At 68.9% G+C, this 16,234-nt stretch carries 17 protein-coding genes; 13 read left to right on the plus strand and 4 right to left on the minus strand.

The annotated features are described in order from the left end of the window. Positions 1-3: 3 nt before the first annotated feature. Positions 4-708, plus strand: a complete 705-nt coding sequence (locus tag ACQHII_RS28100; RefSeq protein WP_427921913.1) for a demethylmenaquinone methyltransferase — start codon at positions 4-6, stop codon at positions 706-708. Between the two features lie 16 nt (positions 709-724). Here the strand turns inward: ACQHII_RS28100 and ACQHII_RS28105 are convergent, their stop codons facing one another. Together ACQHII_RS28105 and ACQHII_RS28110 are read right to left on the minus strand one after the other, a co-directional pair. Next, complete coding sequence (locus ACQHII_RS28105; RefSeq protein ID WP_427921914.1) at positions 725-1,039, minus strand: PASTA domain-containing protein; 315 nt, start codon at positions 1,037-1,039, stop codon at positions 725-727. Positions 1,040-1,159: 120 nt separating this feature from the next. Next, entirely contained in the window at positions 1,160-1,666 is a 507-nt protein-coding gene (locus ACQHII_RS28110) for a GNAT family N-acetyltransferase (protein ID WP_427921915.1), read from the minus strand. Positions 1,667-1,763: 97 nt separating this feature from the next. Between ACQHII_RS28110 and ACQHII_RS28115 the strand changes: the two genes are divergently transcribed. Then, complete coding sequence (locus ACQHII_RS28115; RefSeq protein ID WP_427921916.1) at positions 1,764-3,047, plus strand: geranylgeranyl reductase family protein; 1,284 nt, start codon at positions 1,764-1,766, stop codon at positions 3,045-3,047. A gap of 12 nt (positions 3,048-3,059) precedes the next feature. On the opposite strand, the gene def is transcribed toward ACQHII_RS28115, so the two are convergent. Next, complete coding sequence (gene def / locus ACQHII_RS28120) at positions 3,060-3,686, minus strand: peptide deformylase (protein WP_427921917.1); 627 nt, start codon at positions 3,684-3,686, stop codon at positions 3,060-3,062. 171 nt (positions 3,687-3,857) lie between these two features. Then, on the minus strand, positions 3,858-4,661 hold the full coding sequence (locus ACQHII_RS28125) for a C40 family peptidase (RefSeq protein WP_427921918.1): 804 nt from the start codon (positions 4,659-4,661) through the stop codon (positions 3,858-3,860). A gap of 757 nt (positions 4,662-5,418) precedes the next feature. Between ACQHII_RS28125 and ACQHII_RS28130 the strand changes: the two genes are divergently transcribed. Genes ACQHII_RS28130 through nuoK form a run of 11 tightly spaced genes read left to right on the plus strand, consistent with a single transcriptional unit; the run spans position 5,419 to position 16,228 of the window. Further along, entirely contained in the window at positions 5,419-5,778 is a 360-nt protein-coding gene (locus ACQHII_RS28130; RefSeq protein ID WP_007383963.1) for an NADH-quinone oxidoreductase subunit A, read from the plus strand. 14 nt (positions 5,779-5,792) lie between these two features. Further along, on the plus strand, positions 5,793-6,347 hold the full coding sequence (locus ACQHII_RS28135) for a NuoB/complex I 20 kDa subunit family protein (RefSeq protein WP_007383964.1): 555 nt from the start codon (positions 5,793-5,795) through the stop codon (positions 6,345-6,347). Then, positions 6,344-7,084, plus strand: coding sequence for an NADH-quinone oxidoreductase subunit C (locus ACQHII_RS28140; RefSeq protein ID WP_427921919.1), 741 nt, complete (start codon positions 6,344-6,346; stop codon positions 7,082-7,084). Before ACQHII_RS28135 ends, ACQHII_RS28140 begins: the two co-directional genes overlap by 4 nt. Continuing rightward, the gene (locus tag ACQHII_RS28145; RefSeq protein WP_427921920.1) at positions 7,081-8,427 is read left to right on the plus strand and encodes an NADH-quinone oxidoreductase subunit D; all 1,347 of its coding nucleotides are present in this window, start codon (positions 7,081-7,083) and stop codon (positions 8,425-8,427) included. The genes ACQHII_RS28140 and ACQHII_RS28145 overlap by 4 nt, the downstream gene beginning before the upstream one ends. Next, the gene (nuoE, locus tag ACQHII_RS28150; RefSeq protein WP_427921921.1) at positions 8,424-9,281 is read left to right on the plus strand and encodes an NADH-quinone oxidoreductase subunit NuoE; all 858 of its coding nucleotides are present in this window, start codon (positions 8,424-8,426) and stop codon (positions 9,279-9,281) included. Before ACQHII_RS28145 ends, nuoE begins: the two co-directional genes overlap by 4 nt. After that, positions 9,281-10,627: an NADH-quinone oxidoreductase subunit NuoF gene (gene nuoF, locus ACQHII_RS28155; protein WP_427921922.1), complete on the plus strand. Its 1,347-nt coding sequence runs from the start codon at positions 9,281-9,283 to the stop codon at positions 10,625-10,627. The genes nuoE and nuoF overlap by 1 nt, the downstream gene beginning before the upstream one ends. Continuing rightward, positions 10,624-13,128, plus strand: coding sequence for an NADH-quinone oxidoreductase subunit G (locus tag ACQHII_RS28160; protein ID WP_427921923.1), 2,505 nt, complete (start codon positions 10,624-10,626; stop codon positions 13,126-13,128). Before nuoF ends, ACQHII_RS28160 begins: the two co-directional genes overlap by 4 nt. After that, on the plus strand, positions 13,125-14,492 hold the full coding sequence (nuoH, locus tag ACQHII_RS28165; RefSeq protein WP_427921924.1) for an NADH-quinone oxidoreductase subunit NuoH: 1,368 nt from the start codon (positions 13,125-13,127) through the stop codon (positions 14,490-14,492). Before ACQHII_RS28160 ends, nuoH begins: the two co-directional genes overlap by 4 nt. Then, complete coding sequence (gene nuoI, locus ACQHII_RS28170; protein WP_427921925.1) at positions 14,485-15,087, plus strand: NADH-quinone oxidoreductase subunit NuoI; 603 nt, start codon at positions 14,485-14,487, stop codon at positions 15,085-15,087. Before nuoH ends, nuoI begins: the two co-directional genes overlap by 8 nt. Next, the gene (locus tag ACQHII_RS28175) at positions 15,084-15,932 is read left to right on the plus strand and encodes an NADH-quinone oxidoreductase subunit J (RefSeq protein ID WP_427921926.1); all 849 of its coding nucleotides are present in this window, start codon (positions 15,084-15,086) and stop codon (positions 15,930-15,932) included. Before nuoI ends, ACQHII_RS28175 begins: the two co-directional genes overlap by 4 nt. After that, a complete protein-coding gene (gene nuoK, locus ACQHII_RS28180; RefSeq protein ID WP_016437642.1) occupies positions 15,929-16,228 on the plus strand; it encodes an NADH-quinone oxidoreductase subunit NuoK in 300 nt (99 codons plus the stop codon). The genes ACQHII_RS28175 and nuoK overlap by 4 nt, the downstream gene beginning before the upstream one ends. Positions 16,229-16,234 lie beyond the last annotated feature (6 nt).

The following is a 16,234-nucleotide window of genomic DNA, read 5'->3' on the forward strand; positions in this document are numbered from 1 at the left end:
CCCGTGACCCGCGCATCCCTGGACAAGCAGCCGCACGAAGTCGCCTCGATGTTCGACGACGTGGCGGAACGGTACGACCTCACCAACGACGTGCTGTCGCTCGGCCAGGACCGCCGATGGCGCAAGGAGGTCACCAAGGCGGTCGACGCCCGCCCCGCGCAGAAGATCCTGGACCTGGCCGCCGGTACGGCCACGTCCTCGCTGCCCTTCGCGCAGAGCGGCGCCTATGTCGTCCCCTGCGACTTCTCCCTCGGCATGCTCCAGGTCGGCAAGAAGCGCCACCCCTGGCTGCCGCTCACGGCCGGCGACGCCACGAAGCTGCCGTTCAAGGACGACACGTTCGACGCCGTCACCATCTCCTTCGGGCTGCGCAACGTCCAGGACACCGACACCGCGCTGCGCGAGCTGTACCGGGTGACCAGGCCCGGCGGCCGGGTGGTGATCTGCGAGTTCTCGCACCCGACCTGGGCGCCCTTCCGCACGGTCTACACCGAGTACTTGATGCGCGCGCTGCCGCCGGTCGCCCGCGCGGTCTCCTCGAACCCGGACGCGTACGTCTATCTCGCCGAGTCCATCCGCGCCTGGCCCGACCAGCCCGCGCTGGCCGAGCGGCTGCGCAAGGCCGGCTGGTCGAAGGTCGCGTATCGCAACCTGAGCGGCGGGATCGTGGCCCTGCACCGCGGCTTCAAGGGAACCGGGGAACTCTGAGGGCCCGGCGGCTCCGCTAGCTGATCACCGTCGCGAAGAACGCGTCGCCCGGCGGCTCGTCCAGCTCGCGCTGCATCCCGCCGCTCGGCGGCCTCGGGATCCGCGGCTCGCGCATACCGCCCCCGCCGTCCCCCTCACCGAAGTCGAACCACACGTAGACCATGGAGTCCCGCGGCACCTCCGCATCGGGCTGCGGGTACTGCCGTACGACGTAGTCGACGACGGTGAGATGGAAGTCGGGCCGGTCCGGCGCGTTGATGAACAGGCCGCGGGCCTGGGCCGTCTCGCGCGCGTCCACGGCCATCAGGCCGACGAGCCGCGGCACGCGCACTTCAGGTGTTTTGGGCGTTAAGCGCACAGATGTCACCCCCAGCGGTACCGGAAGGGTAACCCCGGTCCGGTCCCGACCGGAAGCGTCAAGTGTCGTTCTGTAGCTGTTGGTTACTCCCAGTTACAGTACGAGCCGGTAGCAGTGTCCCTCCTCCTTGCGGGTGGGCGTGGTGAAGACTTCGGCGAGGTGCATGCCCAGCCGCCTGGTCACCGCGATGGACCGGGTGTTGCGGGCCAGGACCATCGCCACCACGCTCGGCACCCCGGCCGCCCGCACCCGCTCCAGGGTCGCCTCCGCCGCCGCGGTGGCATACCCCCGGCCCCAGAACTCCCGCCCCAGCCGCCAGCCGATCTCGATCTCGCCCTTCGGCCCCCAGTCCTGCGGCCACGGCTGGGCGCCGGTGAAGCCGATGACGCGGTCCTCGTCGTCGAGCATGGTCCACAGGCAGAAGCCGCGCTCCGCGTCGTGCCGGCGCTGGCGGGCGGTGAGCTCCTCGTAGACGGACAGTTCCGCGGGCCTGCCGCCGTGGAACTCCATGACGTCCGGGTGGTCGAAGACCCGGTGCCAGGCGACGGCGTCCTCGTCGGTGGGGACGCGCAGCCGTACTTCGGGGAGAGCTCGGTTCACGGGGCAGCCCTTCAGCCTGGTGATCAGTGGCGCTGAATAGACTGCCCATGTCCAGTGCCGGTCGGCACGCAGATTCCGAACTTGGGGAGATCCCGCCGTGACCGAGCCCCTCTCCGAAAACACCGCCGATGTGATCGTCGTCGGCGCGGGGCCAGCCGGCTCCGCCACCGCCTACCACCTCGCCAAGTCCGGACTCGACGTCCTCCTCCTGGAGAAGACCGAGTTCCCGCGCGAGAAGGTCTGCGGCGACGGCCTCACCCCGCGCGCCACCAAGCAGCTCGTGGCCATGGGCATCGACATCTCCGAGGAGGCCGGCTGGCTGCGCAACAAGGGCCTGCGCATCATCGGTGGCGGTGTCCGCCTCCAGCTGGACTGGCCGGAACTCGCCTCCTTCCCGGACTACGGCCTCGTCCGCAAGCGCGACGACTTCGACGAGCAGCTCGCCCGCAACGCCCAGAAGGCGGGCGCCCGCCTCTACGAGCGCTGCAACGTCGGCGCCCCGATCGTCGACGAGCGCACCGGCCACATCACCGGCGTCAACGCCAAGCTCGGCGAGGAGAAGCGCGAAGTCACCTTCCACGCGCCCCTGGTGGTCGCCGCCGACGGCAACTCCACCCGCCTCTCCCTCGCGATGGGCCTGCACCGCCGCGAGGACCGCCCGATGGGCGTGGCGGTGCGGACCTATTTCGAGAGCCCCCGCCACAAGGACGACTACCTGGAGTCCTGGCTGGAACTGTGGGACCGCCGCGGCGCCGAGGACCGCCTCCTGCCCGGCTACGGTTGGATCTTCGGCATGGGCGACGGCACCTCGAACGTCGGCCTCGGCGTCCTCAACACCTCCGACTCCTTCAAGGAGCTGGACTGGCGCGAGGTGCTGAAGGCCTGGTGCGCGTCCATGCCCGAGGACTGGGGCTACACCCCCGAAAACATGACCGGCCCGATCCGCGGCGCCGCCCTCCCGATGGCCTTCAACCGCCAACCCCACTACACGAAGGGGCTGTTGCTGGTCGGCGACGCCGGCGGCCTGGTGAACCCCTTCAACGGCGAGGGCATCGCCTACGCCATGGAGTCCGGCCAGATCGCCGCCGACGTCATCGTGCAGGCCCACGCCCGCCCCACCCCCGCGAGCCGCGAACTGGCCCTGCGCCGCTACCCGCAGGTCCTCAAGGACACCTACGGCGGCTACTACACCCTGGGCCGCGCCTTCGTGAAGCTCATCGGCAACCCGAAGGTCATGAAGATCGCGGCCCAGCGCGGCCTGACGCACCCCCTGCTGATGAAGTTCACCCTGAAGATGCTGGCCAACCTCACCGACCCCACGGGCGGCGACGCGATGGACCGCATCATCAACGGGCTGAGCAAGGTGGCGCCGAAGGCGTGAGCGCGGGAGTGATCAGTCGCTGAGTGCCGCCGTCTTGGCGGCCCGGCGGGCGAACACCTCGTCCCGCCGGTCCGCCACCTGCCGCAGCGCCTCCTTGCGGTCCCGCTTGGAGAGCCGGTCCAGATAGACCTGACCGTTGACGTGGTCGGTCTCATGGGCGAGGCAGCGCGCGAAGTACCCTGTGCCCTCGATCACAAGCGCGTTGCCGTCCTTGTCGAGCCCGCGCACCACGGCCCGGTCCGGACGCGGTACGTCCATCACCGCGCCCGGCACCGACAGGCACCCCTCGCCCTCGTCGAGCAGCCGGCGCCCGGCCGGGTCGAGGGGATCGAGCACCGGGTTGACGAGGTGTCCGACATGTCGGACACCATTGTCGTCGGGGCAGTCGTACACGAACAGGCGCAGATCCACGCCCACTTGATTGGCCGCGAGGCCGGCTCCGTCGGCGACGTACATGGTGAGGAACATGTCGTCGATGAGCGCGGCGAGGTCGGGCCCGAACTCGGTGACGTCCCGGCTGGGCCGGTGCAGGACCTCTTCGCCGACCTCGGTGACGCGACGCACGGAGCCGCGCCCGGCCTCGGGCGCGGGGCGGGGGTAGGAGTCGACGGGGCTTCCCTGGACGAAGACACGTGGCATGACTTGCTCTCCTCGGGTTTGGCGTCCGGCCTTCTGGTAAGCCGAACTTGAGAACCTTGGGAGAAGAGATTTCAGGAGAGCCGCGAACTCCGGTAGGGGGAACGCCGGGTACGCCGAGGGGACCGCTGCCCCCGAGGCAACGGTCCCATGCTCACGGCGTCGTGCGCGGGCTCAGAGCACCCGCACCGCGCCCGTCGGCGGGTCGTAGGACAGCGGCCGCTCCACGATGCCGGTGGAGGGGTTCTGCGCGCCGACGAACATGCCGTCGCCCACGTACACGGCGACGTGGTACGCGCTGCCCGCGCTGCCCCAGTACAGGATGTCGCCGACCTGGAGGTTGCTCAGGGACACCTGAGTACCGGCGGTCGACTGGTCCTGGGAGACACGCGGCAGGCTGATGCCGACCTGGTTGAAGGCGGCACGCACGAGCCCGGAGCAGTCGTAGGCGCTGGGGCCGGTGGCGCCCAGGACGTAGGACTTGCCGATCTGCGCCTTCACGAACGCCACGACGGCCGCGGCCGAACCCGTGGCCGTGGAAGAGCTCGTGGACGTGCTGGTGCCCGTGGAGGCGGCCAGGGTGGTCCGCTCGGTGCTGCGCGACGTGGCGCGCTCCGCAGCGGCCTTACGGGCGTCCTCCTGGGCCTTCTTCTTCGCCTCCGCCTTCTTCTTGGCGTCCGCCAGGTCCGCCTTCGCCTGCTTCGCGGCGTTTGCGGCAGCCGCGTCGCGCTCGGCGCGCAGCTGGTAGTTCGCCGCGGCCTGCTGGGTGGCTTCGGCGGACTGTGCGACCTGGGTGGACAGATCGGCCGTCAGGGTGGGCAGTTGCAGGGTCTGCGTCGTCTCGGCCGCGTTGGCCGAGGCCGCGCCCGCCGCCGCCATGCTGAGAACGCCACCGGCAACTCCGGCACGCACGGCGATGTTCGTCGTCGCGCTGCGGCGGGGTTTCCGGTGGCTGCGTATGTGAGCGGTGTGGGACATGAGACCAACCGGTATCAGGGGCTCCTCCATACCTTCAAGAAACGTGTGCTGCGCCACAATTGTTCAACGGCCCCCACGAACTTCGGGTGTGTCGTTCCTTATTGACGCCGTAACGGACATTGCGGACCTGGGTGATCAGGGCGGTGATCACGGCCTTTCGTCGTTACGCCCGAATTGCCCGCCGCCTACCACTGGTTGGGACAGGTGGCCAACCCCGGTTCTCATGCGCCTCTCATGGGTGTGGCGGAGGTCACGGAACGGTTACCGGAATGCTCGCGTCTCGCGTGGGTACCGCGAGCGGGTCGTCGGACGGTCGACTTCGTGAACGCGTGCACGCGTCCACACCGTGCCGCGCGACTCCTTCCGACGTGTGAACGGGCTCCCACTATCAAGCCGTCGCGTCCAACTCCAATTTGCATGCAAGAGAAGTCTCTTGATATTGAGACGCCGCTCGCCGCCTGCGGTGACGAGCACGAATGTGACGTCCGGTGATCGCTCAGGCGCTTCACGTGTGAAGATCGCCGCTCACTCGACGTGATGATCCTTCGCCGGGTGGTGGAGATCACAAAGCTTGTGCAATACCCCGTGTCGCAGATCACAGAGCGACGGGCATAAGATGCGGAGCGGTTGGGCTTGTGACCTGCTTCACATGTTCGCGATCTTCGCCGGGACGGGCGGGAGTTGCCGAGTGTGTGAGGTGGGTGTGAGTCCGACGCCATCGCCAGCAGTCAGTGCCGACTGAGAGGAGCGAGGAGCGGTGAACGCGTATGCGCCCATCCTCGTACTGGGAGCCCTCGGGGCAGGCTTTGCGATCTTCTCCGTGGTCATGGCCACGCTGATCGGTCCGAAGCGTTACAACCGGGCCAAGCTCGAAGCGTACGAGTGCGGCATCGAGCCGACCCCCACGCCGGCCGGCGGCGGGCGCTTCCCCATCAAGTACTACCTGACGGCGATGCTCTTCATCGTCTTCGACATCGAGATCGTCTTCCTCTACCCCTGGGCCGTCACCTTCGACGCCCTGGGTGTTTTCGGGCTCGTGGAGATGCTGCTCTTCGTGCTCACCGTCTTCGTCGCGTACGCGTACGTATGGCGGCGCGGCGGCCTGGAATGGGACTGAGGGGCCTTTAACTCATGGGACTCGAAGAAAAGCTGCCGAGCGGCTTCCTGCTCACCACCGTCGAGCAGGCCGCGGGCTGGGTGCGCAAGGCGTCCGTCTTCCCCGCCACGTTCGGACTCGCCTGCTGCGCCATCGAGATGATGACGACCGGCGCCGGACGGTACGACCTGGCGCGCTTCGGCATGGAGGTCTTCCGCGGCTCACCCCGCCAGGCGGACCTGATGATCGTCGCGGGCCGGGTCAGCCAGAAGATGGCGCCGGTGCTGCGGCAGGTCTACGACCAGATGCCGAACCCCAAGTGGGTGATCTCCATGGGCGTTTGCGCCTCGTCGGGCGGCATGTTCAACAACTACGCGATCGTGCAGGGCGTCGACCACATCGTCCCGGTCGACATCTATCTCCCGGGCTGCCCGCCACGGCCCGAGATGCTGATGGACGCGATCCTCAAGCTCCACCAGAAGATCCAGTCCTCCAAGCTCGGCGTGAACGCCGAGGAGGCGGCCCGCGAGGCGGAGGAGGCGGCGCTCAAGGCACTGCCCACCATCGAGATGAAGGGCCTGCTGCGGTGAGTGACGCGAACGGCACCAACGGAGCCGCCCCGGACCAGGATCCGGGCGCCTCCAACCTCCCCGGCCAGCGCGGCGAGGGCGAGGAGATCCGCGTCCAGCGCGGCATGTTCGGCGCCAACAACGGCGGCGACACCTCGGGTTACGGCGGCCTGGTCCGCTCGGTCCGCCTCCCGGGAGCATCCAGCCGGCCCTACGGCGGCTGGTTCGACGAGGTCGCCGACGAGCTGGAGGGCGCCCTGGAGGAACAGGGACTGCTGCCCGACAACGCGATCGAGAAGACGATCGTCGACCGCGGCGAGGTCACCTTCCACATCGAGCGCGAGCACCTGCTCCGCGTAGCCCGCACCCTGCGCGACGACCCGGCCCTGCGCTTCGAACTCTGCGCCGGTGTCAGCGCGGTGCACTACCCGCACGACAAGGGCCGCGAGCTGCACGCCGTCTACCACCTGCGCTCGATCACCCACAACCGGCTGATCCGCCTCGAAGTCAGCGCCCCGGACAGTGATCCGCACATCCCGTCCCTGGTCCCGGTCTATCCGACCAACGACTGGCACGAGCGCGAGACCTACGACTTCTTCGGCATCGTCTTCGACGGCCACCCGGCGCTGACGCGGATCATGATGCCGGACGACTGGCCGGGCCACCCGCAGCGCAAGGACTACCCCCTCGGCGGCATCGCCGTCGAGTACAAGGGCGCCCAGATCCCGGCTCCGGACCAGCGGAGGTCGTACTCGTGAGCACGCAGTCAGCATCCGCCTCGGCCGCTTCCGCCGCTTCGGCGCGCGAGACCACCGAGGGCACCGTATATACGGTCACCGGTGGCGACTGGGACGAGGTCGTCCAGTCCGCGGCCCGCGCCGACGACGAGCGCATCGTCGTCAACATGGGGCCCCAGCACCCCTCCACGCACGGTGTGCTCCGCCTGATCCTGGAGATCGACGGCGAGACGGTCACCGAGGCCCGCTGCGGCATCGGCTACCTGCACACCGGTATCGAGAAGAACCTCGAATACCGAACGTGGACGCAGGGCACCACGTTCGTGACGCGCATGGACTATCTGACGTCCTTCTTCAACGAGACCGCCTACTGTCTCGCGGTCGAGAAACTCCTGGGCGTCGAGGACCAGATCACCGAGCGGGCGAAGATCATCCGGGTGCTCCTGATGGAGCTGAACCGGATGTCCTCCCACCTGGTGTGCATCGCCACCGGCGGGATGGAACTCGGCGCCACCACGATCATGATCTACGGATTCCGTGATCGTGAAATGATTCTCGACATCTACGAGCTCATCACGGGCCTGCGGATGAACCACGCGTACATCCGCCCCGGCGGACTCGCCCAGGACCTGCCGCCCGGCGCGGTGGACCAGATCCGCGAGTTCGTGAAGAAGATGAAGAAGAACCTCCCGGAGTACGACAAGCTCGCCACCGGGAACCCCATCTTCAAGGCCCGTATGCAGGACGTCGGTTACCTCGACCTGGCCGGCTGCATGGCCCTCGGTGCCACAGGCCCGATCCTGCGCTCGACAGGCCTCCCGCACGACCTGCGCAAGGCGCAGCCGTACTGCGACTACGAGACGTACGACTTCGACGTCCCGACCGCCGACACCTGCGACTCCTACGGCCGCTTCCTCATCCGCCTGGAGGAGATGCGCCAGTCGCTGAGGATCGTCGAGCAGTGCCTTGACCGGTTGCAGCCCGGGCCGGTCATGGTCGCCGACAAGAAGATCGCCTGGCCCGCCCAACTCGCGCTCGGGCCGGACGGGTTGGGCAACTCGCTCGACCACATCAAGAAGATCATGGGCACCTCCATGGAGGCCCTGATCCACCACTTCAAGCTGGTGACCGAGGGCTTCCGCGTACCGCCGGGACAGGCGTACGCGGCGGTCGAGTCGCCCAAGGGCGAACTCGGGGTGCACGCCGTTTCCGACGGAGGCACCCGCCCCTACCGGGTCCACTTCAGGGACCCGTCCTTCACCAACCTTCAGGCCATGGCGGCGATGTGCGAGGGCGGCCAGGTCGCCGACGTCATCGTCGCCGTCGCGTCCATCGACCCCGTGATGGGAGGCGTCGACCGGTGACCACCAGTTCTTCGGAGCAGGGCGTCAGCCTGGGCATGCCCCAACTGCCCGCGCCCGCTTACCCGGACGACGTCCGGGCCCGGCTGGAGGCCGACGGGCGGGAGATCATCGCCCGCTACCCGGACTCCCGCTCGGCCCTCCTGCCGTTGCTGCACCTGGTGCAGGCGGAGGAAGGCCATGTCACGCGCACGGGGCAGCAGTTCTGCGCGGACCTGCTGGAGCTGACCACGGCCGAGGTCGCCGCCGTCGCGACCTTCTACACGATGTACCGGCGCCGGCCGAGCGGCGACTACCAGGTCGGGGTCTGCACCAACACGCTGTGCGCGGTGATGGGCGGCGACGCCATCTTCGAGTCCCTCCAGGAGCACCTGGGCGTCGGCAACGGTGAGACCACCGACGACGGCAAGGTCACCCTGGAGCACATCGAGTGCAACGCGGCCTGCGACTTCGCGCCGGTGGTGATGGTCAACTGGGAGTTCTTCGACAACCAGACCCCCGCCAGCGCCCGGCGCCTCGTCGACGACCTGCGCACGGGCGCACCCGTGGAGCCCACGCGCGGGGCGCCGATCTGCACCTTCAAGGAGACCGCGCGGATCCTCGCCGGCTTCCCCGACGAGCGGCCCGGGGCCGTCGGGGCGAGCGGCGGTGCGGGACCCGCGTCGCTGGTGGGCCTCCGCCTGGCCAAGGGAGAGACCGCACCCGCGCGCGTGGTCCATCCGCGGGGCTCCGGAGCGCCGCAGGACCAGTCGCCGACGTCGCCGGCCGAGCACCTCGGTTCGCACGATGCGCCGCAGGACACGTCGGCCTCCGACCCCGCCCACCCGGCGGGGCCTGTCGCCGAGGAGGGGGAGTGATGACCTTGGCACCCGAACTGAAAGACCACAGCCCCGAGAAGCTGCTCGCACCCGTGCTGTCGGCCTTCTGGGACGAGGGCGAGTCCTGGACTCTGGACACGTACCGGAGGCACGAGGGATACGAGGGGCTCCGCAAGGCGCTCGCGATGTCGCCGGACGACCTCATCGCGTATGTGAAGGACTCCGGTCTGCGCGGTCGCGGTGGCGCCGGCTTCCCCACCGGAATGAAATGGCAATTCATTCCCCAAGGGGATGGAAAACCACACTATCTAGTTGTCAACGCCGACGAGTCGGAGCCCGGAACCTGTAAGGACATCCCGCTCCTCTTCGCGAACCCGCACAGCCTCATCGAGGGCATTGTCATCGCGTGTTACGCCATCAGGTCTTCGCATGCCTTCATCTATCTGCGTGGTGAAGTCGTCCCCGTATTGCGGCGGTTGCACGAGGCCGTGCGCGAGGCCTACGCGGCGGGCTACCTCGGCGAGAACATCCTGGGCAGTGGCCTGGACCTGCAGCTCACCGTGCACGCGGGCGCGGGCGCGTACATCTGCGGTGAGGAGACCGCACTGCTCGACTCGCTCGAAGGCCGCCGTGGTCAACCGCGGCTCCGTCCCCCTTTCCCCGCCGTCGCGGGCCTCTATGCGTGCCCGACTGTTGTGAATAACGTCGAGTCGATCGCGTCAGTTCCCGCGATTCTGCAAAAAGGCAAGGAATGGTTCAGGTCGATGGGCAGCGAGAAGTCTCCGGGCTTCACGCTCTACTCGCTCAGCGGCCATGTCACCAGTCCCGGCCAGTACGAGGCGCCGCTCGGCATCACACTCCGCCAACTGCTCGACATGAGCGGCGGGATGCGCGCCGGGCACCGCCTCAAGTTCTGGACGCCGGGCGGGTCCTCCACGCCGATGTTCACCGACGAGCACCTCGACGTCCCTCTTGACTACGAAGGAGTGGGTGCCGCGGGTTCCATGCTCGGCACAAAAGCACTCCAGTGTTTCGACGAGACGACCTGCGTCGTGCGTGCCGTCACCCGCTGGACCGAGTTCTACGCCCACGAGTCCTGCGGCAAGTGCACACCGTGCCGCGAAGGGACGTACTGGCTCGTGCAGTTGCTGCGCGACATCGAGGCCGGCAAGGGCGCGATGTCCGACCTCGACAAGCTGAACGACATCGCCGACAACATCAACGGCAAGTCCTTCTGCGCCCTCGGCGACGGCGCCGCCTCGCCGATCTTCTCCTCGCTCAAGTACTTCCGCGAGGAGTACGAGCAGCACATCACGGGCCGGGGCTGCCCCTTCGACCCGGCCAAGTCCACGGCCTGGGCCGACCGCACGGAGGTGAACGCATGACGGTGACCACGAGCGCTCCCTCGGGTGGGGGAGAGGCGGCGGTCCCGCCGGAAGATCTCGTCTCGCTGACGATCGACGGCGCCGAGATCAGCGTGCCCAAGGGCACCCTGGTCATCCGCGCCGCCGAGCAACTCGGCATCGAGATCCCCCGGTTCTGCGACCACCCTCTCCTCGACCCGGCCGGCGCCTGCCGTCAGTGCATCGTCGAGGTCGAGGGCCAGCGCAAGCCGATGGCGTCCTGCACGATCACGTGCACGGACGGCATGGTCGTCAAGACCCAGCTCAGCTCGCCCGTGGCCGAGAAGGCCCAGCACGGCGTGATGGAGCTGCTCCTCATCAACCACCCGCTGGACTGCCCGGTCTGCGACAAGGGCGGCGAGTGCCCCCTGCAGAACCAGGCGATGTCCCACGGCCAGGCGGACTCCCGCTTCGAGGGCCGGAAGCGGACCTACGAGAAGCCCGTCCCGATCTCCACCCAGGTGCTGCTCGACCGTGAGCGGTGCGTGCTGTGCGCCCGCTGCACCCGCTTCTCCAACCAGATCGCGGGCGACCCGATGATCGAGCTCCTGGAGCGCGGCGCGCTGCAACAGGTCGGCACCGGCGAGGGCGACCCCTTCGAGTCGTACTTCTCCGGGAACACCATCCAGATCTGCCCGGTGGGCGCGCTGACCTCGGCGGCGTACCGATTCCGCTCCCGCCCCTTCGACCTGGTCTCCACGCCCTCCGTGTGCGAGCACTGCTCCGGGGGCTGCGCGACCCGTACCGACCACCGGCGCGGCAAGGTCATGCGGCGCCTGGCGGCCGTGGACCCAGAGGTCAACGAGGAGTGGATCTGCGACAAGGGGCGCTTCGGCTTCCGGTACGCGCAGCAGCGCGACCGGCTGGAGACGCCGCTGATCCGCAACCCCGACGGCGAACTCGTCCCCGCCTCCTGGCCGGAGGCGCTCCAGATCGCCGCGCAGGGACTGCTCGCCTCACGGGGCCGTACCGGTGTCCTGACCGGTGGCCGGCTCACCATCGAGGACGCCTACGCGTACAGCAAGTTCGCGCGCGTGGCGCTCGACACGAACGACATCGACTTCCGCGCGCGCGTGCACAGCAGCGAGGAGGCCGACTTCCTGGCCGCCCGGGTCGCCGGACGCGGCCGGGACCTCGACGGCAACGGCGTCACGTACACCTCCCTGGAGAAGGCGCCCGCCGTCCTGCTGGTCGGGTTCGAGTCCGAGGAGGAGGCGCCCGGCGTCTTCCTGCGGCTGCGCAAGGCCTCGCGCACGCACGGGCAGCGGGTGTTCTCGCTGGCCACGTTCGCCACGCGCGGGCTGGAGAAGGCGGGCGGCACGCTGCTGCCGGCCGCTCCCGGCACCGAGACCGAGTGGCTGGACGCGCTGGCGAGCGGGGTCGGTCTGGAGGATGACGGAGCACGTGCCTCCGAGGCGCTGCGCACCGAGGGCGCGGTGATCGTCGTAGGAGAGCGGCTGGCCGCCGTCGCCGGGGGCCTCACCGCCGCCGTACGGGCCGCGTCCGCGACCGGTGCGCGGCTGGTGTGGATTCCGCGCCGGGCCGGGGAGCGCGGCGCGATCGAGGCGGGGGCGTTGCCGTCGCTGCTGCCGGGCGGGCGTCCGGCGACCGATCCACGCGCGCGTGAGGAGGTCGCCGCCGCCTGGGGTGTCGCCGAACTTCCGCACCGCTACGGCCGCGACGCCGGCCAGATCGTCGAGGCCGCCGCCGGCGGTGAACTGCGGGCGCTGCTCGTCGCCGGTGTGGAGCCGGGCGACCTGCCCGATCCGGCACGCACGCGTGCGGCACTCGACGAGGTCGGCTTCGTGGTCTCGCTCGAACTGCGGCCCAGCGAGATCACCGAACACGCGGATGTGGTCCTTCCGGTCGCGGCGGTCGCCGAGAAGGCGGGTGCCTTCCTCAACTGGGAGGGCAGGGTCCGCTTCTTCGACGCGGCCCTCAAGCCCGACCAGATGACCCGCACCCTCGCGCCCACCGACGCGCGCGTCCTGCACATGCTGGCCGACGCCATGGACGTCCACCTGGGACTGCCCGATCTGCGCACCACGCGCGCGGAGTTGGACCGGCTCGGTGCCTGGGACGGCCTGCGGGCCACCGAACCGCTGGAGACCGCGGGCGTACTGCCCCGGCCCGCCGCCGGGGAGGCCGTGCTCGCCGGGCACCGGCTGCTGCTCGACCAAGGCGCCCTCCAGGAGGGCGACGAAGCGCTCGCCGGCACCCGGCACGCCGCCCACGCGCGCGTGTCGGCCGCCACCGCCGCCGAGGCGGGCGTCAAGGACGGCGACACCCTCGCCGTGACCGGCGCCTCCGGAACCGTCGAACTCCCGCTGCAGATCACGGAGATGCCCGACCGCGTGGTCTGGCTCCCGCTGAACTCCACCGGCGGGGGCGTCGCCTCCGACACCGGGGCGCTGCCCGGCGCACTCGTCCGCATCGGCCCGGCCACGCTCGCGGGCGAGGCCCCCAAGGAGGTGGAGGCATGAGCAATCTGTACCTCGCCGCGGAAGACCTCTCGATGTTCGGCCGCGACCCCTGGTGGCTGGTCGTCGTCAAGGCGGTGTTCTGCTTCGCCTTCCTGATGATCACCGTGCTGTTCTCGATCGTCTGGGAACGCAAGGTCGTCGCCTGGATGCAGCTGCGCATCGGCCCCAACCGGCACGGCCCCTGGGGCATGCTCCAGTCGCTCGCCGACGGCGTGAAGCTGATGCTCAAGGAAGACCTCATCGTCAAGCGCGCCGACAAGGTGGTCTACATCCTGGCGCCGGTCGTCGCGGCCATCCCGGCCTTCATGGCGATCGCGGTCATCCCCTTCGGGCCGGCCGACAACGAGGTGTCGATCTTCGGCCACCGCACCACGATGCAGCTCACCGACCTCCCGATCGCGATGCTCTACATCCTCGCGGTCGCCTCGGTCGGCATCTACGGCATCGTCCTGGCGGGCTGGAGCTCCGGCTCCACCTATCCGCTCCTGGGCGGCCTGCGCTCCTGCGCGCAGATGATCTCCTACGAGATCGCCATGGGCGCCGCGTTCGCCTCGGTGTTCCTCTACTCCGGGTCGATGTCGACGTCGGCGATCGTTGAACAACAGCACGACCGCTGGTACATCGTCCTGCTGCCGGTCTCCTTCATCATCTACGTCGTCACGATGGTCGGCGAGACCAACCGCGCCCCCTTCGACATGCCGGAGTCCGAGGGCGACCTGGTCGGCGGCTTCAACACCGAGTACTCGTCCATCAAGTTCGCGCTCTTCATGCTCGCCGAGTACGTGAACATGGTGACGGTCTCCGCGGTGTCGACCACGCTCTTCCTGGGCGGCTGGCGGGCCCCGTGGCCGATCAGCTCCTTCTGGGAGGGCGCGAACCACGGCTGGTGGCCGATGCTCTGGTTCGTCATCAAGGTCCAGCTGCTGCTGTTCTTCTTCATCTGGCTCCGCGGCACCCTCCCGCGCGTGCGCTACGACCAGTTGATGAAGCTCGGCTGGAAGGTCCTCATCCCGGTCTCCGTGGTCTGGCTGATGCTCGTCGCGACCGTACGGACCCTCAGGAACCAGAACTACGACTTCGCCGACATCACCCTCTACATCGTCGGCGGCGTGCTCGCCCTGCTGTTGCTGTCCTTCATCGCGGACATGTTCCGCCAGAAGGCCAAGGAGGACGCGCAACTGGCCGGGGAACCCGCCGGGTTCGACGCGATGGCGGGCGGATTCCCCGTACCGCCGCTGCCGGGACAGGAGTTGCCGCCGGTGCCCCGGCGCCCCTCGCGACGCGAGCGGGAGCTGATTGTCAGTGGTGGCTCGGATACTGGCAGTGACGGATCTCTGGATGGAAAGGAGGCGTCCGATGGCTGAGGAGCCCAAGGAGACCACACCCGGTTTCCAGAACCCCGTGGCCGGCTTCGGCGTGACCTTCAAGGCCATGTTCAAGAAGCGGCTGACCGAGCAGTACCCGGAGCAGCAGAAGACCACAGCCCCCCGGTTCCACGGACGGCACCAGCTCAACCGCCATCCGGACGGCCTGGAGAAGTGCGTCGGCTGCGAGCTGTGCGCCTGGGCCTGCCCCGCCGACGCCATCTATGTGGAGGGCGCCGACAACACCGACGAGGAGCGCTACTCGCCGGGTGAGCGGTACGGCCGCGTCTACCAGATCAACTACGCCCGCTGCATCCTGTGCGGCCTGTGCATCGAGGCGTGCCCCACGCGCGCGTTGACGATGACCAACGAGTTCGAGCTGGCCGACAGCAGCCGCGCCAACCTCATCTACACCAAGGAACAGCTGCTGGCCGGCCTCGACGACACCATGGTCGACAGCCCGCACGCCATCTACCCGGGGATGACCGAACAGGACTACTACCGGGGCCTGGTGACGGAGGCCGCACCCGGCACGGTGCCCCAAGTAGCTGTCTCCAAGGGCGAGAAGCCCAAGGAAGAGGGGGTGGGCGCATGAGCGCGCAGCTCACCGCCGCCGCCTACTCCACCTCCACCGGCGAGGCCTTCCAGTTCTGGGTCCTCGGCACGGTCGCGGTGATCGGCGCCCTGTCCACCATCCTCATGAAGAGGGCCGTGCACAGCGCCCTCTCCCTCGCCGGGACCATGATCATCCTGGCGGTGTTCTACCTCGCCAACGGCGCCTACTTCCTGGGCGTCGTCCAGATCGTCGTCTACACCGGCGCGATCATGATGCTGTTCCTCTTCGTGGTGATGCTGGTCGGCGTCACGGCCGCCGACTCCCTGACGGAGACCATCAAGGGCCAGCGCTGGCTGGCCCTGCTCTGCGGGCTCGGCTTCGGCATCCTGCTGGTCGCGGGCATCGGCAACGCCTCGCTGAACCAGTTCGACGGCCTGAGCACGGCCAACGCGAACGGCAATGTGCAGGGCCTGGCCGCCCTCATCTTCACCAAGTACGTCTTCGCCTTCGAAATCACCGGCGCCCTGCTGATCACGGCCGCCGTCGGCGCCATGGTGCTCACCCACCGCGAGCGCGCCGAGCGGCCCAAGACCCAGCGCGAGCTGTCCGAGCAGCGCGTCCGCGAGGGCAAGCACGTCCCGCCGCTCCCGGCCCCCGGCGTCTACGCCCGGCACAACGCGGTGGACGTCCAGGGCCTGCTGCCCGACGGCACCCCGTCCGAGCTCACGGTCAGCAAGACGCTCCGTGACCGCGGCCAGATCCGTGACGTGTCCAGCGAGGCGCTGAACGATCTGCGGGCCCTGGAGCAGCGCGCCGAGGAGCGCCTGGAGCGGACCGCGATCGAACCGGCGAACCTCAAGCGGACCGAGGAGGCGTCGAAGTGAACCCCGTCAACTACCTCTATCTCTCCGCCCTGTTGTTCACGATCGGCGCCACCGGCGTCCTGATCAGGCGGAACGCGATCGTCGTCTTCATGTGCATCGAGCTGATGCTCAACGCCTGCAACCTCGCGTTCGTCACCTTCTCCCGGATGCACGGCAACCTCGACGGTCAGGTCATCGCCTTCTTCACGATGGTCGTCGCCGCCGCGGAGGTCGTGGTCGGGCTCGCGATCATCGTGTCGCTGTTCCGTTCCCGCCACTCGGCCTCGGTCGACGACGCCAGCCTGATGAAGCTCTGAGGGGTC

The sequence above is a fragment of the Streptomyces sp. cg40 genome, assembly GCF_050320165.1.
GTDB classification, from domain to species: Bacteria; Actinomycetota; Actinomycetes; order Streptomycetales; family Streptomycetaceae; genus Streptomyces; species Streptomyces hokutonensis.